The organism is Bradyrhizobium sp. UFLA05-112 (genome assembly GCF_053572325.1).
This window is the reverse complement of record NZ_JBANBK010000055.1, coordinates 22,799-42,489: the sequence shown is the minus strand read 5'-3', so window position 1 is coordinate 42,489 and position 19,691 is coordinate 22,799. Positions and strand designations below refer to the sequence as shown.

The window sequence follows — 19,691 nt, the reverse complement described above, 5'->3', positions numbered from 1 at the left end:
GTTTATTTAATAGTCACCATAATTAAATACCTGTCAATATCAATCTTAGGTCTATCTCTTCCGAGATTTGCCCGCGACAAGATGACGCCGGGCGGACCCGGCGTCTGACCGCCACTGTCGTCGATATCCAGGATTCAGCGCAGTGTCAGGCTGGACGATCTTGAAGTTCGGCCCATGGGAGCCGTTCTGCATTGCAAGACAGGTCCTCCGCCACGTCGATGACGGGAGTAATCTGTCTAATCAATCCCAGCTCGCGAAGAAATCTGGACCATAGATAATGCAGCACTGTCCAGGCTATTGGTTGTTGTGCGTACACTTCGCCGCGGAACACGACAAACGAACGATCCGCGCCTGCCGCAAGATGTCGAACGAGATTCCGGTTCGATCCATCGGGAATTAGTTTTGCGACCTGCAGTTGGCATGACGCTCGCGTTGCCCGGATGATCGGCATGTCGGCCGCCGCCATTTCGTCGGCTACCACGACGTTGAAGTGGTTTCGTTCGAGAAACCTGACAAGATCCTCCCTTAAATGGCTAGGATCTTCGAACGGAATCGCAATCTTCCACCCAACGGCGAGCAAAAGCACGGTCGCGATGGACCACCTAAATGCGCTGGAAGAGCTCACGTCTCACCCCCAGCACGCAGAAGCCGAGTATCAGGCCCAGGATGCTCGTGTTCGCAACCGCATCGCCCCAGGAGCTGTGGAACATCGCGTAGTGCCATTGGCTCAATCCCATGAAACTTATGCGAGTGACATTAACCACCACGACGGAAATGCACGCCATGACAGGCCAGAATAGATCGTAGGCAGATTTCTTGTGGCTGACTAACTGGCTCACGACGACCCAGCATAGGAGTGCAAGCGACACGTTTGCGAGTGAAGAACACGCTGGAAGAATCACCAGAACGCCGGAGCCATCGACGAAGTCAACGATATCCCCGGTTCGATGCGTGCGCAGGATCCAGCCAACGAGCGATGCGTCGATCCGTAATACCTGCTCGGCAAAAAACTGAAAGAGCAGCCGGCTCCAAAGCATGGGCACGGTAGTAGCGAGCAATATAAGAGCGCCGCGCCGCAACGGTGACACATGGGCGGTGTTGATGACATAGAGGCTGAGCGCAGTTACCGCCAGCCAGCTAAGAGGACCGATTGGTAGGAGGACGAGCAGGACAAAGATTGCTCCCAGGACGAGCTCTGAAGAACGAATCCCGATCGTTCGATCTTGAAGTACGAGAGAGACTCCAACGGCACACGATATCCAGACGACTACACTGATCTCAAAGGTCCCAAGAGTGGCCTCTACCCATCCATGCCGGTGCACCGACTGAATGACACGAGATGCAAGGCCACTTGCACAACCAAGAGCAAACAGGCCTGCAAAGAATTCACCGCGCGTCAGCTCCCTCGCGAGGCTCGATACGGAATCGTGAATAATAGGATTATCCGAAGCAGTCACGATCTAGCGCCTCTTGTCGCCTTAACTCCGTGGAAGGGTTTGGGCGGCAACGGCAGTTGAAATCGATAGGCTTTTTTCAAGGTATTCCCGCCTGGGTATTAAATAAAATTGGCAGTTGCATTAATTGGTGGAATTAATACTATAACTCCTGAAATAATATTTATATAGATATATAGAGAAAAAAATGGGGCGTGTCCGCGAGGTCGAGTTCGTCGGCGAAGTCGAATGGGATGGCAAGGCGCTCTTGGTCCAGGCGGTTACCGAATTTGGACACGTGCCATGTAGAATTCCTCGCGAGACGATTCACGCGCTTTGGCTCTATTCGGACGCTATCGAACGCGAGATCCGTTTGGAGCGGCACCTGATCCTGGAACGGCTCGCCCCGGCACTGCGCGCAAAAATCTCTACTCTAATAGCAAATGAGCCGGTGGACCTATGGCCGTCGGAGCTCAGCGACACGCGCTCTCAGGCGCTAGCGATCGCGCCATCCATTGATCAAGCGCTGGAGGTGCGCATGCAGGACGAGACCGAAAAGCAGCAACCGTCATAAGTGTGAGCTGCTGCTCTGGTTGGTCGATTTGGGCTATGTGCGGTGAATTGGTCTGTGGATTTGAATGACCGGTGGTGAGCGCAATGGATACTGACGTAGCAATTATCGGTGCCGGCCCTTACGGCCTGGCGCTCGCGGCCCATCTGCGCGCCGCGGGCGTCGATCATGCGATTTTTGGGCGTCCCATGGAGCTGTGGCGGCGGCACATGCCTGAAGGTATGCTGCTGAAGTCTGACGGCTTCGCTTCCAATCTCTACGATCCCCAGGACGAAATGACGCTGTCGCGATTCTGTCGGGAGCGCTCAATCGAATACAGCGACGATCGAATCCCTGTCCAGTTGAAGACCTTCATCGACTACGGGATGGCGTTCGCCAAGCGCTTCGCTCCAAACCTGGAGGAAACGACGATCTGCTCGGTTCGACATCATGGTAATGGGTTCGCATTCAACCGCGAGGATGGCGCGATGGTGCGGGCCCGACGCATCGTGGTGGCAACAGGCGTCGGCCATTTTCGCTATGTGCCGCCCCCCCTTGACGCGTTCCCTTCAGAAATTGTTTCGCACAGCCATGATCATCGCGATCTCAGCCGTTTCGCGGGCAGCCGCGTTGCCGTGATTGGTGGAGGTGCATCGGCGATCGATCTTTCGGCACTCCTAAAGGCGCGCGGTTGCGACGTCACGTTGATCTGCCGGCGTCGAAACCTGATGTTCGCGACCCCGCCGTCCGACACAAATCGTTCGTTGTGGCATCGCATCAGGCATCCCCGCTCTGGTATAGGCCCGGGTCTGAGGTCGCGGATGTGTACCGATGCGCCGCTGCTTTTTCGTATCATGCCCGACAACTTCCGCCGGGAAGTAGTTCGTCGCCACCTGGGACCGGCGGCAGGATGGCCGATGAAGGACATGTTTGTCGGTCACGTTCCTGTGCTGAGCGGCCGCGAGCTGGTGCATGCATCCATTTCCCGAGGATGCGTCCGTCTGGAGTTGCGCGACGGGTCTGGCGAGACCGCCTGCGTGGAGGCGGATCACGTGATCGCCGCAACAGGTTATCGCGTCGACATCCGGCGCCTCGACTATCTCGATGGTTCACTGCTGCCGCGCTTATCGCACACAGGTCAGGCTCCGTTGCTGTCGTCGCGTTTTGAATCGTCGATCAAGGGGCTCTTCTTCACCGGGCCAGCCGCCGCAAACAGCTTCGGACCGATGTTGCGCTTTGCTTTCGGTGCTGGATTTGCCTCGCGTCGTCTGGCGCCGTTCCTGAGTCGGGGGTCTCGCCTGCGATCACGCAATTACCCGATACCGCAGTTTGATGCGTGGGCGGAGAAATGACCGCAAGAGTCCTTCTCGCGCACAGCATGTTGTGGCCCAATGTCGCGCGATTAGCGATTGCGTTTCGGAAAGCAGGCTCTGCGGTAGACGTCGTTGCACCATCGGGGCACCCGGTTCATCGGATGCATTCCCCAAATCGAACATTCGAGTATCGGAGGACTTCGGCGCATGATTCGATCAAGGCCGCGATCGTTGCATCGCAGCCAGACCTGATTGTGCCATGTGACGATCGCGTTGTCGCTCATCTTCACAGATTGCACGACGAGGCGTCAGCGCTCTCCAATGAGGTCGACATGCGGCGCATTGCGTCGCTCATTAGAGCATCGCTGGGATCGCCGCTTTCTTACCCCGTCATTGTCCGACGTTCCTTCCTCTCCAATCTTGCGCAGTTGCCCGATGTTCACATCCCGCAAACCGCGGCCATCGATTCTATTGGGGACCTGTTCAACTGGGTTCGGCAGCACGGGCTTCCGGCTGTCCTGAAGCTCGACGGTAGTTCTGGTGGCAAAGATGTCATCGCGATTCGCAGGGCGAGCGAAATCGTACCTTGTTTTCTCAGGATGCGTCTTCAGAGGAGCTGGGTGCGTCGGCTAAAGTCGTTTTTGGTGAACGGCGACAGCGAGGCCCTTCTGGCGACCAAGAAGTCTTCGACGGGTCAAATTTGTGTCCAATCGTTTGTTACAGGACGCCTTGCAAACTGCACCGTGGCTTGCTGGCATGGCGATGTTCGCGGTTCGGCGGCCGTCGAGGTCTTGCAGCGTACCAGTGACTTCGGAGTGGCAAGTGTGGTTCGCCGCGTGAAAGGAGAGGCGATGATTGCTACTGCGCGCTCGATCGCGCGCCATCTCGACCTCTCGGGCATCTATGGATTCGACTTTGTGCTGGAAGATGGCACCCAGCAGGCAAAGCTAATAGAGGTCAATCCCCGGGCTACGCAAATCGATCATTTTCCGGGTTTCGATGGTCTTGATTTGCCATCGGCGCTGCTTGGTGCCATCTCGAACGAACCTATCGTCACCCCGGTCGATCATCAAATCGCGAACGAAGTGGCGCTGTTCCCGCAGGAATGGGGGCGCGACCCGGCGAGCAGATGGTTGTCGAGGGCCTATCACGACGTTCCGTTCGAAGAGCCGGAGTTTCTACGGTACTTTGGATACTATGGCAGGAAGAGTATCCCACCTCTCCTTGCTCGGCTGACCAAGCCGCTGCGGAAGAGTGGATAGGTGTCGCATGATGTCCATGCGGCACAGCAACTTCACTGGTAGCGCGCCTTATACTCCGCGCTGCCGTGTTGACGCCGAAGGTTGGTTGGCTCACCCCTTCTGCCGGCGCCTTCCACCCCGTTGAGCGATCAATAGGTCATCGAGCTTCTTGCCTGCTCGGAGTTGGGCTCTCAACCAGCGTGGCTGCTTTCCGCGCCCTGACCAGGTTTCGTCAGGATTCTTGGGATTTTGATATTTTTGAAGGACCGGCGGGTAGGGGCGGCGCACGCGCTCGGTCCGGGCATCGATCTCTCCGCCTTCGATCCTGCGCAGTCGCTCCTCGAGCTTGGCTTTTTCCGCTGCCATTCTACGACTGAGTACACTGGTGACCTCGTCAAAGAACTCCCAGAGCTCCGACGTAGGCATAGCTCCCCAGTCGCGCATCTCCATAGATCGTCCCCAACCTGATACCCCCAAAGGAGCAGGGGATTATCAGATCGTGCCGGGCTCGGGCAAGTGTGATCGGTGTCCCGAGGGGGCGCTAATACTTACGGAAAGCGCTAGGGCCGGCCGGAGCGAGCCCGTCGATTGAGGTGAGCCTTACCGTCATGTCGCCTGTTTGCTCGGCGCCTACCGAGCATTCGCTGCTCAGCTTCAAACACACGATTTCGCAGGGTCTGCAATTCGGTGAATTGAACTACGAGAGATTGGTGAGTCTGACGTAATACACCTAAAGGATACATCTGGACACCTACTCATTACGAAAGGAAGGATTTGACCTCAGAACTGGCGCTGTCCTGCACGATGAAATCGCTGTGGCAGGGAAATCGGAGCGCAAGATCTTGATTGAGAGGTTCAAGCCTCAACTGAGAAAATTGTTGAATAACCGAATTGTTAAATAGCTCCCCGTGACATCAATGCCTCCCTATGTTGACGATCCGAGCGTGGATTTCTGAATGTCAACCCTGTACGGATTAGTATGACTATTTGGGTGTGTAACTTGATCCTCGAATGGCCCTCTGCCAGCTCCGCGCCTTGAGAAGATTGTAAGGGCTCACAAGATTGAATCGAACCTTAGATGGCCAGCTTGAATATCCCTATATATCGTTGGTTATAGGCGGCAGATGTGACCAAGTGATGCTGGTTATCGTGACAACACACCAGGCGTGGTTCAAGTTTTGACATTTTAAAGGCGAACACCTAGGATTTAACTACCAAAACGTGCTGAAGTGTCGCGGCTTTTTGCGATAATGTGGCCCTGATGCCGCGGCCGTACTCTACCGGAGCTGTTTTCGCTCGCCGCAAGAGTTAACATAATCCCACCATTATTAGTTGTTTGGCTCGTCAGGAGCGGGGCTAGCTTTCTGCAAAGTTAGTTAATTTTATGTCGGCGCTTTAGAAAAAGTTTTGCCCGATTGGACTAATCTGCCCCGCTGTCGGTTTCTATCGAGATAGGCTGAGGACCGCATGCGGCGCACCACGCTGATTATTGCTGACCGGCATCCGATTGTCCGGGAAGGGCTAGCTAGCGTTCTAGCGGCGCAGCTCGACTTCACGATCCTTGCAGCATGCGAGGATGGGGTCAGCTGTATCGAAGCAATGCGCCGTTACATGCCTGATATCGCAATTCTGGAGCCATTGATGCCCGACATCGGCGGGCGCGAAATACTTGCACTCGTAAAGTCCGAAGGACTGGCTACTCGCGTGATATTCTTCACCACGTCTGCGGAGCGCAGCACCATGACTGCGGAGGGGGTCCACAGCGTACTCACCAAAGACGCCGACCCTGAGATGCTGCTCCGGACCTTGCGACGGGTTGCGCAAGGTCTACCGTCGCCGGTCACCTCGCGCGAGGAGGTGGAACAGCAGGGTGAAATAGGCTCGGAGAAGCCTCACCGACAATTAACCGAGCGCGAACGCCAGATCATGCGACTCGTATCTGAAGGATTGTCGAACAAGGAGATTGGGCGGCGTCTCAATGTCGCTAATGGGACCATTAAGGTCCACCTTCATCATATTTTCCAAAAGCTCGACATCTCAAACCGCACCGTTCTCGCGGCTTTGGCGATCTCGCGGCACGAGACTCGCCTCGCGCCTCTCGAGACTGACCCCTACGACTCGCCGCAGGACAACTGTGCCAGCACGAAGTGAGGACCAGGAACCCGCGCAGTTCGCGATCGCATAGGTCTACCCGAGGTCCCATCGTCGCTCTGGTCGCCTCATTCCTCTCCGCGTCGCATTGCGGCTTTTCTTGTGTCTTGGCTGTCCAAGAAGTGTGCTGAGCCGAGTCCGAAAAGGCGTGAGACGCTCGGATGTACGGACCCGGAGGGAGCACGGTTTAGGATGTGTATAAGAGACAGGTCGAGCGCGATGCCGAAACGGATCGAGCAAGGATCGCGTCGATCATGGCGGCGATCGATGCCGCCCTGCAGGATGCTGAGAGAGAGCAGGGCGGACTAAACCGGCGCGTTGACGACGCGCTCGCTCGCGCGTCTGTTACGTTCGGCAACGGCACCGACGAATATCTGGAACGTGAGCCCCTGGACAATTACCATCAGGACCTGTTCGCGTCCGAAATCTCCAACGGTCAGCGGCGGCTCAAGGATTTGGCTGCGGCAATCTCGCATCTGAAGTTCGTTAAAGCTGCGATGCTGACCCGTTTCCCGGACTTCAAGTCACCTGCGCTCACTTGAGTGCCGGTCCGAGAGTCCAGGCCTCTGGGGCCTCCCGTGCCGACGTAGCAGCGCTAAAGGCGCCGATCGGGGTTCATGCGATGGTTACCGCAAGCGGCACTCCAAAGTGATTTGGTCGTGTGGCTAACTTCCTTCCAGTTCACCCAAGGCCAACGAAAACTGATCTGGCTGGAGCAACCGCATTCCTCAGAGCGTGCGCTGGCGCGAGGGCCGCTGCGGCAGGATCGCTTCGGTTTTCGGTGAGGCGGCATTTGGTCATTTGGACCGCCGACACTTTTTGCTATGTTCCACGAGAAAACTCTCCGAGAACTGATGGAGCTGCCTGGTGATTCTCAACATCTCGCGCAAGGCGATTGGACTTGCATTTGTCCTGACGTTGGTCGCGCCCGCGGCTGCTTCGGCGATTACCGCGGAGGTGGCACGCACGTGCGATGCGGCCGTAGCCAAAGCCTTTCCGCCGAGGCAGATCGGCAATCCCGCCGCAGGCAGCACCAAGGGAACGGCCAAGCAGCAGCGCGACTACTTCAACAAATGCGTTGAGAACAACGGCAAGGTCGACGACGCGCCGGCGGACACACCGAAAGACAGCAAGGCCGCCAAGTAGTTGGCATGGCTAGCTATCGTCGCGGCGGACAGGGCGAATAGAACGCGCCGTTGATCGCGTTGATGCGCTCAACACACTGGTTCGGGTCGGTCACGTCACCGGCCACGGTGAAATCATAGCCCATGCCTTTGACCACCACGATGTAGCGGCCTGGCGAGAGCGTGAAGCCGTCCTGCTCTGGCTGCAGCAACAGCATCCTGGGTTGATCCTCGACGGGACCGACCTTGTAGGGGAAGGACATGCTACGGATGACCCAGGAGTCGCCGGCATTCACCATCGCCGCCTTCCCCGTGGCATCGACACCCATGGAGCGTGAAACTTTTGCGACGACCCGGACTTCCGTGCCGGCGGCGTCGATGCCTCCATCTGGCCTGAACACGATGAACTTGACGTCTCCGCTGGTTACCGTGGTTGCGCTGGGCGTGGTGATCGCGGCCGAAATCGCAACGCGGCGATCGGGGATCTTGCCGGGCACCATCTTCAGCTCTTGAAGCTGGCCATCGCTTAAAACGTAAACGCCAAAGGTGACCGGTAAAGGCATCGCGGGGGGCGCGGGCTGGGGCACCTCTTTTTGTACGCCCGAAAGCCGCTCGGCGCTTTCGCTCGCAGGCGGGGCGGGTGCTGGTTGGGGTTGCGCGGCCGTGGAAGAGCGCTGCGATAGCGCGGCGAATTGCGTTCTGACCCGCGGCCAAGACGCGATGATAGTGCCAACAATCGCAACGAGCAGGAGGATCGCGGCGAGGCGGACAAGGAAGTTGATGTTTCCGGCTCGTTTGGGCCGGTCGGCTAGCCGTGGGGGAGGAGCCGCAACGGAAGGACGTGGTGTCTCTCCTTCGACCTTAGGGAAGGAGGCAGGAAAGCCTTTCGTGGCCAAAGGCAATGGGGATGCGCCATCCGGCGGAACCGGCGCATCGTTGCGCGCGAAGGACTGCTCAACGTCTTGAAAAGCGCGTTCCAGGACCTGCAATATCTCACGAGACTCGCGAGCGTCTGCGTGCGTGAACTGTTCCAGGAGCTTGAGACGGGCGAGCTCATAGACCATGTTCCGCATCTGCTGTGGGTCGGTCGAGATGGAGCGGACCCGTTCGGAGAGGACACGAACGAACTCGGCCCTGATCGCCTGCGTCTTCGCGGTCGTGTCGGTGGTATCGCCGGGATCGGTCATCAAGCCGATCAAGTAGCGCGGATGACGCTCGTTCGCTAGGTTTTTGCGCGCAACGGGCCCACATCACCGAAGCACTACCGGGACAATTAGGTCCGCCAAGACGCTTGCTTTTGCACAGAAACCTGTGACACTTCCGGAAAATGTCTATTACCGGTGCTCGACCATGCGCGTCATCCTGCCAGCTCTCACGCTTTCGGCCCTTCTGATGCAGCCTGCCTTGGCGCAGGGCGTGAAGGATCCGGCCAACGTGACCAGCACCAGCATCGTGACCACGAGCACGAACAAGACGCAGACGACGCAGAGCCCATCGCGGCCGACGGCGATCCGAAACCTTACGACCGGTAGCTTGCCCGTCGGAATGGCGGCTCAAGGGGTTTGGAAAGATGGCAAGCTGGTTGCCGTGCCTCGGTAATCGGCCCCAATGAGCGTGAAGGAGCCCTGAAGGAACAGTGGCTGCCTCCCCGACGTTCTTGCTCGGGAGATATTGTGATGAACCGTGTCATTCTGGTCGTGGTCGCGCTTGTCAGCCCGGTGGGCGCCGTCTCGGCTCAGGGGGTCAACGACCCCTCGACGCCTAATCGCAACGTGATCATTGTCAACCCGTCCCAGCCCGCGTCCCCGAACGCAACCCCGAATATTCCGAGCCGGATCCAAGCTCCGCTTACCAGGGGCGGTCGCGCTGTGCCGTACTACGGAAACAGGACGCGGGGTAGCGCCTCAAGCCGGCGGTAAGGCGCCAAAGCCCGGCCCCGTTCCGCAAAAGGGAGCGCGGCTGCGAAAAACAGCCCGAGCCATATGAATTGAAAGACAAGGTTGCCTGCGAATAGCCCTTCTTGCAATCAAGTACGAGGTGAGCTCGAATTGAGGCGCTCGTCCATCTTGTCCGTGGCCCCCATTCTCCAGGAGCTGTGACGTTGCAGACCGCTCACCACATCGGCGCGGTTTTCGCGCAGGGAAGACATGGCTCCCGCAGCGTTGCCGTTGTTGTCATCCTTGCTGTCGGGCTTCTTCAATCGCTGCCCGTCTGCTTGGCGCAGGACGAGCCCGGGCCAACGCTCAACGATTTTATCTCGCCGGGTCCGCCCGAGCCCTCGCGCGACGAATGGCGGCAACGGGTTGAAGAGGCAAAGCGGCGGGCAAAGGACGTCGCGCGCGAGCGTCGCGAACGTCCCGAGCTCAATGTGCCGATCCCAGAGGATCCCGATATCGTCGCAAGCGAGCGCGTCCTCAACGACGAAAGCTTGCAGCGCGGTGACATCGTCAAGACCAAGAAGGGCATGTTTGTTTATCAGGGCGGATCGGACCAGCCCCGGCGCGAGGAGGATTTCGTTCCGATGGCGCCAGGATCCAGGCGCTGAGAGCCGGGGTAGATGAACAAAGCGCGATGAGATTGGGATGAATCGTCATCACGCTTAAGGTTATGATTTGGCATCTCCGCGCAGCGTTCCGCGTTTGTCGTGAGGGAAAACCGCTTCACACTTTTCCGGATCGCGCTCTAGTATTTTTTCAGCAATGCGTTGAACTTGGGATCGATGGTTTGGGTCGCTCTGAGCAGAAGCGATTTCCCTTCTGGGGATGCTTGCACATACACGGCGATCAAGGGCGCATCGAAGCGTGCGCGGCTCGCGAGCGCCGAGCGGATGTCTGATTGGGCCAAGAGCCGAACTTCCTCGTCAGATGCTGCCGAGGTCGATGTCACGGTCTGAAGCCTGGAAAATGCTACGTCCACCGGGACCGTGCCGGTCAAATAGGACATCTTCAGCGATGCTGTCGCCGGTTCGCGCATTTCGGCTTTCAGCGTTCCTAGCGCCAGCCAAAGTGCGGGTCGGATCGGAGAGATCTTGAGCGCCGCGGTTAAGGCGCCTTGCGCCGACTTGTTGTCCGTGGCCCGAGCGTTAGCGTCGCTGGCCGGATGGTGGATGACCTGAGCTGCCATCCGCGCGGCCTCACTCGCCAGCAAGTCGCCATCAAACGACACCAGCCGCGCAAAGCTGCCGCCAGATGATTCGTTGGCGTTCGTCGGCGCGATGGGGCCCGCGAATACGTCGCTGGCGCGGAATCTCTGCGGCACAACATCACCATAGAAACTCAACCCGGCGTAAAGGATCAGCACCGTTGCAATGCAGATACCAAGGCCGCGAAGCCATTTCGTCGAGTGCATGAGATGAACTCTAAGTAACTAATTTTTGCGGCGAGCCCGAATGTGTAGAGCCAACCGCTAGAGCGCAAGCAGACTATCGCCTTGGATCGTCAGCAAGGTCAAGTTGCCCGTGGCGTAGGCGCCGGTATCGATGTTGATGCGGTTCGCTCGGATATCCGGCGCGCTGACCGGCGTGTGGCCGTGGACGACATACTTTCCGAAGCGCTCCTCGGAGGCGAGGAATTCTTCTCGGATCCAGAGCATGTCTTCGTCGCGTTGTCGCTCGAGCGGGACACCCGGCTTCACACCGGCGTGGACGAAGAAGAAGTCGCCACAGGTGAAGGAGGATGGGAGCTGCCGGAGAAACGCCAGATGCTCGGGCGGAATAGCGCGCTTCAGCCGCTCGATCAGCTCGACCTGCTCCTCTGCGCTGGGATTCATGGTGGGCGTGATGCCGTAGGAAACCAGCGTGAGCAGGCCGCCATAGTGGCGCCATTCCTGCAATCGGGCCGGGTCCTTCAACACCTCGAGCAGGAAGATCTCGTGGTTACCTTTCAAGCACACCGTCTCATGGGTCCTTGAGCGATCGATCAAAAGGTCGAGCACCCCGCGCGAGTCAGGACCGCGGTCGACATAGTCGCCAAGGAAGACCTGGATGGCGCGCCCGGGCGCGGAGCGTGCAAGATCTGCATCAATCACGGTTAACAGGGATTGAAGCAGATCGGAGCGACCGTGCACGTCGCCGATCGCATAGACGCGGACGCCATCGGGAAGCCGGGGCTTGGTCTTCTTACGTAAGCGTCGGGAAAGGCCCATTTGGTCGGTCGAATCGCCTGTTTCTTGAGCTGCGCAAATCATCGTGCTCTTAGCAGAGCAAGTGTCCACTCGGTATTGTTAATTGTTTCAGAAAGCGTCGCCTTGAGTTTGATTCAATGGCGACTGCCCCGGTGAGCCGTATTTCAAGACGCCTTTTGTAGGGTCTCCCGAAGAAAAACGGGGGGCGCACAGTGCGCAAAGTAGCAAAATTCCTAACCGTTGCAGCCGCCGTGTTCGGGGCTGCGATCGGGGTTCAGCAGAGTGCCAAGGCGGCCTTCGTCTCCGCACCGATCAACCTGCGCGGGGCCATTCAATACATCAAGTTCGATCAGCCGACGCTGGCGCCCATGGCATTCACGATGTTCTGCTTGAAGTACGGGAACGAATGCAAGCCGCCTCGCATGGTGTTCAGGGGCGGTCGGCTGAAACTGACGCCCCAGCGCGTGGCACAGCTTCAGGACGTGAACCAAGAGGTCAACGCTGCGATCCGGCCCGAGCCCAATCTGGAGGGTCTGCGCGGCGAGAAGTGGCTGCTGCACCCGACCAGCGGCGACTGCAACGACTACGCTGTGACAAAACGCCACGATCTGATCGCAAAGGGCTGGCCGGCCCGCTCGGTTTTGCTCAGCGAGGTCGTGACCACCTGGGGCGAGCATCACCTTGTCGTCGTGGTGCGCACCTTCTCTGGCGACCTCGTGCTGGACAATCTCACCTCGCACATCCTGCCGTGGTCGAAGAAGCCCTATCGTTGGGTGCGTATTCAATCGCCGAAGAACCCGAATTATTGGGCATCCTTGGGGGATCGCAACGTCTGAGGCTCTGGCTGCTAGCGCGAGCTGATGCTTTGCGACAGCCCAAGGCCTACCATCACCGAGAGGCAAAGGATTGCTGCGGGGTGCAGCAGGCCGGGACTTGCGAAGCTCTCGACAAGCGCGAAGCAGAGGCAGGCCGCGGAAGCCGCGGGGAAGAACGAGTCGCGACCTCGCTCCAAGGCACCTAAGAAAAGCCGCGCCAACAGCACGCTCGCTACGACAATAGCGGCAGCAAGGCCAATCCACCCCATGTCGATGAAAATGGCGGCCGCTACCGAGGGCGGCCGCAATGCCTCACCGGGGTCGCTCTGATAGATCCTCGCTACGGCCGCAAAGCTGCCTGCACCTGCGCCGAACCAGCGAGTATCCGCCAGCATCCGCTCGAGTGTGGCTCTGGTTTCGCCCGGGAGCTCGGAGACCAACCGCAGCAAGGCGGATCCCGAGCTCTTCTCGAACACGAAGCCCAGCACGATGCCTGTGCCGATGAGAGCCGCAATTGACAGCGCTGTGGCCGCGATGGTCGACAGGTCCAGGCGTCGAATGATCAGGATGAGCACGAACAGCACAAAGCCGAGGCTGGCCGCAACGGCGCTGTTCGTGTTCGAAAATCCAAAGATGGCGAGCGCGTTGATCAGCGCGGCGATCAGGCCGCAAGCTCCCACAGCGAGGGAGCGCGAGAGGGGGTGACGCGTCTCGGCGCGCTCTGCCGCCAATTGCATGACGGCAAGGTTGAGCAGCAAGCCAAAGCCGGCAAGACTGGTTGCGAGTCCCGCGGGCGATGCGTCGCCCAAGGCTGGCGATATGCGGTGCAGATCCAGCGTCAGCGCGGATAGCGTGGTGATCCCGCTCAAGACGAACAGGATCAATTCGGCGCGGCCGCGATCGCGCGCTACTACGATGGTCACGCCGAGCAGCGAAACAGCCGCAAGCGAAACGAGCAGGGCATTCAACGTCAGGCCGAAGTCGGCGGTGATAGGTCCGAGAGCAAGGCCGCCCACCGCGTCATGGACGCCGGCCCAGATCGGGTGCGCTACGCCAAGCGGCACTGGGATCATCTGCAGCGCGATAGCGGCGGGTATTGCGACCAAAACCCAACCGACCCACGAGCTCGCCCGCAGGTAGTGTTCGTAGTCGGCCTTTCCTGCATTGAGCGAGGCAGCCAGCAGGCTGACGCTGGCTGCCGCGATCCCGAGCTGTGCACCGAACCTGGCGCCGCCGATTTCGAGGATGGTTGCCGAAGCAATGGATAAGATGAGGGCAAAATAAGCGAGGGACAACCGGCGCGCTCGAACAAAGGCCTGAAACAGTGAGGCCACCATACAAGCCGTCAGCCCCATTTCAAGCGGGCGGCCCCATCACAATGCGCCATCAGGCGCGGATGGTGTGGATGGAATTTGCAAATCGCGTGGGAAGACCTTCAGATCGTGCGGAGGGGAAGACTTCAGCGCGCGGTTTTCAGTGGCCGCACGAAGACGCGGGAGGCACGCGCCGCGGCCAGCCAGAAACGCGCCAGCGATCCAAACAGATACCCGCCCTGAAGCGCGGTTGCGCACAGTGCGAAATCCTTCAACCCCTCAAGAAATGCGATTTGAGCGATCATGCCGATCGGGATGGCGATCAGCCCGATCGCGAGCGTCAACGGCAGGAGTACCAATACGCGGAAACGCTGGCCCAACACCGCTCCCACGAGAAAACTAAAGATCAAGAACTCAGCCATCCGAAACGCTCCCCGTGCTCCGGACCCTAAGGTTCCAGACCCTAAGACACCCTTAAGTCGTATGGCTAAACTTGGCCTATTGGCCGCAATTCGTGAGCAGCGAATTAAAGGCCTCCCGCAACCCATTCAGGGCAACCAGACCTTTGATTTCGCTGTCGCTTTCTTTTTCTTTGACCGTGACGGTCAGCGAGGCCGTCACCTGCCACTTGCCCCCGGCGAAGGCGGCGACTTCGTCGGGCAGCAGCACGGCAACGCCGGCGCCGGCCATGCTGGCCTCAAAAGTCTGGGAGCCGCCTGAGGCCGAGGTGATTGTCACTTGGGGGCGGCTTCGGGGTGGGAGGGGGCGGATCAACGCGACCAGCACGTCGATCTTGCCCTTCGGCGCACAGCGGACGATCAGGCCGGCAAAGTCGAGATCGGATTGAGTCGTGTCGGCCGTCTTCATGATGGCGGCGAAGCTTTCCCCCTCCTTAGCCCCCTGCGTCCGGGTGAATTTCCAGGTGGAGGAGGGGGCGGCCGGCGCGGCAATTGAAAAGACGCAGGCGGAACCCAAGGCCGGAGGGCCGCTCTGGCAGCGGTTCCCGACGGGAGCCCCTTGCGGGATCGATAGCAGCGGTCCGAGCAAGGCAATGGCAAAAACGGGCACGGGGGCTCCCATCAGTTGAACGGTTCGGACTTCTATCAGGACGGCCACGGATTTTGCAGCGGCCCCACATCGGGCACGCTGCCCACCGATCGAGCAAGAAAGTTACACCAAATGGTCACAAAGGCTTAGCTGGAGTTCCTAAGAGTTGCCTGCAAGCAACAGTCGTCGCCATAACGCTTGCGAAACGGCGTGGAACTCTTGTCGCACCGCCCAACCCGCCGTACCACTTCAGGGGTAAATGGGGACTATGTGGGCGCGATTCATGCATTCCTTTGCCAAGACTTTTGTATTCAAGCCGGCGTTTTTGGCGGTGGCTTTGGCGCTAGGCGCCTGTTCGACCAATCCCGGTTCGGGACCTCTCACGGATGACGTTAACAATCACATTCAGACGGCCAGCGCGCCAGAGTATGAACTCGTCCCGCTGAATCCGGCCACGGTCAAGATCCTGCACACCCACGAGCCCAAGGGGCTTGCAGGTGCGTTCACAGACAAGCGGCCGCCGGCCAGCATCGTGTTCGGCATCGGCGACGTCGTCAGCGTCACCATCTTCGAAGCCGCCGCAGGCGGTCTGTTCATCCCGGCGGAAGCCGGCGTTCGTCCCGGCAACTTCGTGACGATCCCAGACCAGACTGTCGACAATGACGGCTTCATCACAGTGCCCTATGCCGGTCAGGTGAAGGCGGCGGGCCTCACCGCAGTCCAAATCCAGCGTTCGATCGTTGAGAAGATCGCCAACCGCGCCATCGAGCCGCAGGTTGTCGTGGCGATGTCCTCGCAGCGGACGCAGCTCATCAGCGTGCTCGGTGAAGTCAATACGCCGACCCGTTTCCCGGCGAGCGCGGCGGGCGCGAAGGACAGGGTGCTTGACGCCATCACTCGTTCGGGCGGCATCAAGGGTCAGGGCTTCGAGACCTGGGTCATGCTGGAGCGCCAGGGCAAGCGCGCCACTGTGCCGTTCGAGAACCTGGTCATGGCGCCTGAGAACAATATCTACGTGCGTCCTGACGACAGCATCTACGTCTATCGCGAGCAGCAGAAGTTCCTGGCGTTCGGTGCTAGCGGGCAGAGCGGCGAGTTCAATTTCGACGCCTGGCGCATCAATCTCGGCGAAGCGGTCGGTAAGGCCGGTGGTCTCCTCGACGCTCAGGCCGATCCGGCTGCCGTGTTCCTCTATCGTCGCGAGCCGCGTGAGGTTGCTGCCCAGCTCGGCGTCGACGTCAACAAATACACCTCTGATACGATCCCGGTCATCTTCAACGTGAACTTCCGTGATCCGGGCGGCTTCTTCCTCGCCACCAAGGTCATGATGAAGAACGGCGACATCATCTACGTCTCGAACTCGCGCAACGTCGAAGTTGCTAAGTTCCTGACCTATCTGCGGGTGATCATGGCGACTGGCTCTGATGCGGTGAACCTCGCCAACGACACGCTGATCTTCCGCAACAACATCAAGTTGGCGCCGTAAGATCGGCCCGATACGAACGAGAAGAAATGGCACCGGGCTTTCCCGGTGCCATTTTTGTTGAGGAGGCGGTTCGCTGAACTTAAGGGAAAACACATGCAAGGCTGGTTGCCGGGCCGCGCGCTTGTCGTGATTGCCGCTGCGCTTTGGCTCGGCGGCGGATCGGCGTGGGCTCAAACGAGCCTTGGTACGAGCTTTGGCGTGCGCCATCGGATCGATGTGATCGTTTCAGCTGAGCCGAACGCGTCGATTCTTAGAGACTTACCGGGTGCGAAGGGATCGCTGTCGTTTACGGTGCGCCTGTCCGCCAATTCGAAAGAGAGCCGGTTTTTCGGTATGCTGCGGCCATCCTTTTCCGATATCGTGCTCCCTGACACCGCCGGCCAACCGCTGGTCAAGCAGACGAAGATCTGGGAGGAGGACGCGTGCCATCAGCGTCGGGGCTTGCCAAAGGTCACGGTCACCCAGCTTGCGGGAGACTTTGGCGAGGGGCACAAAAGAATAGAGATTTCCGCGATCAACCGCCACATCGGGCTTCTGGTGCCGCCGGACGAGCTCACCCCCGGAATCAAGCTCGAGCCGTCAAGCGATGATGGCGGCTCGTTCTTTGCCTTTCGGGCGCAAACCAGAAACAGCCGTTTGAACGTTGATCTGAAGATCTATCCGATTGATTGCGTCCTCTAAAGGAGAGGCCTTGCCGTAACGAGGATGCGTCTTGGCTCGCTGAACATCCGCTGGTCTTGGAGTCTTCCGGCCACCTTTATCCTGTCCTTCGTCGTGGCCGGCGCGCCGTTCCCATTCGGCTCGACCAACGATCTCTCGATCGCGTTCTGGTGCCTCTGTCTTGGCGTTGCTCTTAGTGTGGCGCCCACGCGCGATTTGCGAAGGCCGCACCTGTGGATGATCGCCGGCATCGCCGTCGTGATCGCTGCCTACGCATTCGTGTTGCACGAGCAGCTCTCGGATCACCCCTGGATCGCGCCGTTTCATCCCATCTGGAAGCAGGCGTCCGACCTCCTGGGCCAGGAGATCGCCCCGTCAGTGTCCATCGTGAAGAACGAGGCCTTCTTCGCGCTCGGCGCGCCGCTTGCCAACATCCTGGCGATCCTGCTTGGGATCACCGTCGGGGCAGACCGCGAGCGGGCGCGCCGCATGCTCTGGGTGATCGCCATCTCAGGCGGCGTCTACGCGCTCTATGGTGTGGCCTCGTTCCTGATCGAGCCCACCATGATCCTGTGGCGGGACAAGACCGCCTATCTCGGCAGCGTTACCGGCACCTTCATCAACCGCAACACCGCGGCGGCCTATTTCGGCTCGGCCGCTGTGGTCTGGATGCTGCTGATTCTGGAGGATGTCCGCCGCCGCGTTCCTGAGCGACGCCTCGACTGGAAACGTCTCTCGCGCGATCTCGCCGAGATTCCGCCACGGGAAATCCTGCCGCAGCTTCTCGCTTTGCTGGTCTGTTTGATGGCGATGTTCATGACCGGCTCGCGCGCCGGCGTCGGCCTGTCGCTGCTCGCCATGATCGTGTCGTTCACGATCTTCTTGAGAAGAGACTTGCCGCCGAGGACGGGGATCTGGATCTCGCTCGGCTCCGGCGTGGTGGTCGCGCTCGGCCTGATGCAACTGCTTGGCGGGCGGGTCTCGAGCCGCTTTGATAGCCAGGGCCTGGTCGATGAAGGTCGCGTGGAGGCCTGGAAGTCGACCTTGCGAATCATCGCCGACAACCCGTGGTTCGGCACCGGCATGGGCACCTTCCAGTGGGCCTTCCCGCCCTATCGCAGCCCGAACATTTCGATTCGCGGCATCTGGGATGCGGCGCATTCGACTCCGCTGGAGCTCGCCTCCGAAGTCGGCATCCCCATGGCACTTTTGGTGGCGACGGCCTGGATCATCATGTCTGTGATTCTGGCAAAGGGCGTGTTCGGACGACGGCGCGATGTCATCATCCCGCTTGCGGCCGCGGCGACCGCGACGCTGTCGCTGCTGCATTCGTGCCTCGACTTCACGCTCCAGGTCCCCGGCTACAGCATTCCGTTTTTTGCGCTTTTTGGCGCGGGGCTGGCGCAATCCTTCCGCTCGGGCGAGGCTCGGCCGGAGGTTGAGGCGCAGGTTGCAGAAGGCTCCCAGCGTGCGCGGGATGAGAAGACGAAAAGGGGTGTCCCGGCGCGTGCCTGATGTTCACAAAACTGTCTATTTTTGAAGCAGTTGCCGCCTTAACGAAGTTTTCAGTATGAGTAGACAGCCGAGGGTTGTTCGGCTAGGTTCCGCGCTGCACGCGTCATTTGCCCGCGGCAGGGGGCAAGCTGATATTTTTGGAGGGTCTAATTATGCGCGCGATTCGTTTTGCGCTTCGCTTGGCTGCGGCCGCGGCTCTGGCCGCAACGATTTCAACGGCCGCGAGCGCTGCCGTCTATCCGCCGCAGCGTCAGCTGCCGGCTCAGGTCATCTCGGATTTCAAGAGCGCGCCGAGCAGCCTGTTGCAGCAATTCCCGACCGGCGGTGCGCAGATGATCTCGCGTGTGCGCGATCTCGGCGCCTCGGATCCCTCGACGCTCAACGCCCTGATCGGGCTGCTTAAGGATTCCGCGACGACGAAGGACCAGATGCGCGCGATCGTCGCCGGTCTCGCCCAGGTCGCCCGCATGGCCGCGCAGAGCGACCAGGCCTTTGCAACCGAAATCCAGAACGCAATCGCCGGCACCAACAGCGCCGACGTGATCGCCGCCTACCAGGCCGCAACCGGCGATGTCGCGATCGCGGCAACCGGCGGTGGCGCCGGCGGTGGTGGCTCCGGTGCAGGCGGTTCGACTGGATCGAGCGGCTTTGCGTTCGGCGGATCGAACGGCGGCGCCTCCTCGTTCGGCGGCCTGCACTACGCGACCTCAGGCTCGAGCATGGGCAGCGGCTCGGTGGGCGGCACGACGAGCAGCACCAGCCCACGTCGCTGAGCTGCAGCCAAGTCTGACGCGGTCCAGCCGATCGCGCATCATCATCTGATCATGAAGCGGCGCTTTCCGAGGCGCCGTTTCGCATTTCCCGTTAAGCTTCGTGCAAGATGTAATGTGCAGATCTCGTTGCACTGCATCAATTGAGTTC

The 19,691-nt window shown here is 59.6% G+C and carries 22 protein-coding genes; 13 read left to right on the top strand and 9 right to left on the bottom strand.

Annotated features, from left to right (window positions below; all coding sequences use genetic code 11):
- Positions 1 to 145: 145 nt before the first annotated feature.
- On the bottom strand, positions 146 to 625 hold the full coding sequence (locus tag SO180_RS27845) for a hypothetical protein (RefSeq protein ID WP_449382032.1): 480 nt from the start codon (positions 623 to 625) through the stop codon (positions 146 to 148).
- On the bottom strand, positions 603 to 1,457 hold the full coding sequence (locus SO180_RS27840) for a hypothetical protein (protein WP_449382031.1): 855 nt from the start codon (positions 1,455 to 1,457) through the stop codon (positions 603 to 605). The genes SO180_RS27845 and SO180_RS27840 overlap by 23 nt, the downstream gene beginning before the upstream one ends.
- Positions 1,458 to 1,641: 184 nt before the next feature.
- On the opposite strand from SO180_RS27840, the gene SO180_RS27835 reads away from it, so the two are divergent.
- From SO180_RS27835 to SO180_RS27825, 3 genes are all read left to right on the top strand, one after another.
- The gene (locus tag SO180_RS27835; protein WP_449382030.1) at positions 1,642 to 2,007 is read left to right on the top strand and encodes a hypothetical protein; all 366 of its coding nucleotides are present in this window, start codon (positions 1,642 to 1,644) and stop codon (positions 2,005 to 2,007) included.
- A gap of 83 nt (positions 2,008 to 2,090) precedes the next feature.
- A complete protein-coding gene (locus SO180_RS27830; protein ID WP_449382029.1) occupies positions 2,091 to 3,335 on the top strand; it encodes an NAD(P)-binding domain-containing protein in 1,245 nt (414 codons plus the stop codon).
- A 293-nt stretch (positions 3,336 to 3,628) separates the two neighbouring features.
- Positions 3,629 to 4,558 (top strand): ATP-grasp domain-containing protein, encoded by a 930-nt coding sequence (locus tag SO180_RS27825; protein ID WP_449382028.1) that lies wholly within the window; start codon positions 3,629 to 3,631, stop codon positions 4,556 to 4,558.
- A gap of 90 nt (positions 4,559 to 4,648) precedes the next feature.
- Here the strand turns inward: SO180_RS27825 and SO180_RS27820 are convergent, their stop codons facing one another.
- Positions 4,649 to 4,987: an H-NS histone family protein gene (locus tag SO180_RS27820; RefSeq protein ID WP_449382027.1), complete on the bottom strand. Its 339-nt coding sequence runs from the start codon at positions 4,985 to 4,987 to the stop codon at positions 4,649 to 4,651.
- 1,017 nt (positions 4,988 to 6,004) lie between these two features.
- Between SO180_RS27820 and SO180_RS27815 the strand changes: the two genes are divergently transcribed.
- The 3 genes from SO180_RS27815 (at position 6,005) to SO180_RS27805 (ending at position 7,834) form a co-directional block, all read left to right on the top strand.
- Positions 6,005 to 6,688, top strand: coding sequence for a LuxR C-terminal-related transcriptional regulator (locus SO180_RS27815; RefSeq protein WP_449382026.1), 684 nt, complete (start codon positions 6,005 to 6,007; stop codon positions 6,686 to 6,688).
- A 194-nt stretch (positions 6,689 to 6,882) separates the two neighbouring features.
- Entirely contained in the window at positions 6,883 to 7,230 is a 348-nt protein-coding gene (locus SO180_RS27810; RefSeq protein WP_449382025.1) for a hypothetical protein, read from the top strand.
- A gap of 325 nt (positions 7,231 to 7,555) precedes the next feature.
- Entirely contained in the window at positions 7,556 to 7,834 is a 279-nt protein-coding gene (locus tag SO180_RS27805) for a hypothetical protein (RefSeq protein ID WP_449382024.1), read from the top strand.
- A gap of 13 nt (positions 7,835 to 7,847) precedes the next feature.
- Here the strand turns inward: SO180_RS27805 and SO180_RS27800 are convergent, their stop codons facing one another.
- Positions 7,848 to 8,999, bottom strand: a complete 1,152-nt coding sequence (locus SO180_RS27800; RefSeq protein WP_449382023.1) for a hypothetical protein — start codon at positions 8,997 to 8,999, stop codon at positions 7,848 to 7,850.
- Positions 9,000 to 9,162: 163 nt separating this feature from the next.
- Between SO180_RS27800 and SO180_RS27795 the strand changes: the two genes are divergently transcribed.
- Positions 9,163 to 9,411 (top strand): hypothetical protein, encoded by a 249-nt coding sequence (locus tag SO180_RS27795; protein ID WP_449382022.1) that lies wholly within the window; start codon positions 9,163 to 9,165, stop codon positions 9,409 to 9,411.
- Positions 9,412 to 9,913: 502 nt separating this feature from the next.
- On the top strand, positions 9,914 to 10,357 hold the full coding sequence (locus SO180_RS27790) for a hypothetical protein (protein ID WP_449382021.1): 444 nt from the start codon (positions 9,914 to 9,916) through the stop codon (positions 10,355 to 10,357).
- A gap of 137 nt (positions 10,358 to 10,494) precedes the next feature.
- Here the strand turns inward: SO180_RS27790 and SO180_RS27785 are convergent, their stop codons facing one another.
- Together SO180_RS27785 and SO180_RS27780 are read right to left on the bottom strand one after the other, a co-directional pair.
- Positions 10,495 to 11,160 carry a hypothetical protein gene (locus SO180_RS27785; RefSeq protein ID WP_449382020.1) on the bottom strand — a complete coding sequence of 222 codons (666 nt, stop codon included), beginning with the start codon at positions 11,158 to 11,160 and terminating at the stop codon, positions 10,495 to 10,497.
- A 57-nt stretch (positions 11,161 to 11,217) separates the two neighbouring features.
- A complete protein-coding gene (locus SO180_RS27780; RefSeq protein WP_449382019.1) occupies positions 11,218 to 11,955 on the bottom strand; it encodes a metallophosphoesterase family protein in 738 nt (245 codons plus the stop codon).
- 191 nt (positions 11,956 to 12,146) lie between these two features.
- Here SO180_RS27780 and SO180_RS27775 point away from each other — a divergent pair, with 191 nt between their 5' ends.
- Entirely contained in the window at positions 12,147 to 12,770 is a 624-nt protein-coding gene (locus tag SO180_RS27775; RefSeq protein WP_449382018.1) for a transglutaminase-like cysteine peptidase, read from the top strand.
- 11 nt (positions 12,771 to 12,781) lie between these two features.
- On the opposite strand, the gene SO180_RS27770 is transcribed toward SO180_RS27775, so the two are convergent.
- The 3 genes from SO180_RS27770 to SO180_RS27760 all read right to left on the bottom strand — a co-directional run bounded on the left by SO180_RS27770 (position 12,782) and on the right by SO180_RS27760 (position 15,130).
- A complete protein-coding gene (locus tag SO180_RS27770; protein WP_449382017.1) occupies positions 12,782 to 14,044 on the bottom strand; it encodes a hypothetical protein in 1,263 nt (420 codons plus the stop codon).
- Positions 14,045 to 14,208: 164 nt separating this feature from the next.
- The gene (locus SO180_RS27765; protein ID WP_449382016.1) at positions 14,209 to 14,484 is read right to left on the bottom strand and encodes a hypothetical protein; all 276 of its coding nucleotides are present in this window, start codon (positions 14,482 to 14,484) and stop codon (positions 14,209 to 14,211) included.
- 76 nt (positions 14,485 to 14,560) lie between these two features.
- Complete coding sequence (locus SO180_RS27760; protein ID WP_449382015.1) at positions 14,561 to 15,130, bottom strand: hypothetical protein; 570 nt, start codon at positions 15,128 to 15,130, stop codon at positions 14,561 to 14,563.
- Between the two features lie 262 nt (positions 15,131 to 15,392).
- On the opposite strand from SO180_RS27760, the gene SO180_RS27755 reads away from it, so the two are divergent.
- The 4 genes from SO180_RS27755 (at position 15,393) to SO180_RS27740 (ending at position 19,543) form a co-directional block, all read left to right on the top strand.
- The gene (locus SO180_RS27755; protein WP_449382014.1) at positions 15,393 to 16,595 is read left to right on the top strand and encodes a polysaccharide biosynthesis/export family protein; all 1,203 of its coding nucleotides are present in this window, start codon (positions 15,393 to 15,395) and stop codon (positions 16,593 to 16,595) included.
- Positions 16,596 to 16,688: 93 nt separating this feature from the next.
- Positions 16,689 to 17,276 (top strand): hypothetical protein, encoded by a 588-nt coding sequence (locus SO180_RS27750; protein WP_449382013.1) that lies wholly within the window; start codon positions 16,689 to 16,691, stop codon positions 17,274 to 17,276.
- Between the two features lie 24 nt (positions 17,277 to 17,300).
- On the top strand, positions 17,301 to 18,770 hold the full coding sequence (locus SO180_RS27745) for an O-antigen ligase family protein (protein ID WP_449382012.1): 1,470 nt from the start codon (positions 17,301 to 17,303) through the stop codon (positions 18,768 to 18,770).
- Positions 18,771 to 18,922: 152 nt separating this feature from the next.
- On the top strand, positions 18,923 to 19,543 hold the full coding sequence (locus tag SO180_RS27740; protein ID WP_449382011.1) for a hypothetical protein: 621 nt from the start codon (positions 18,923 to 18,925) through the stop codon (positions 19,541 to 19,543).
- Positions 19,544 to 19,691: the final 148 nt, after the last annotated feature.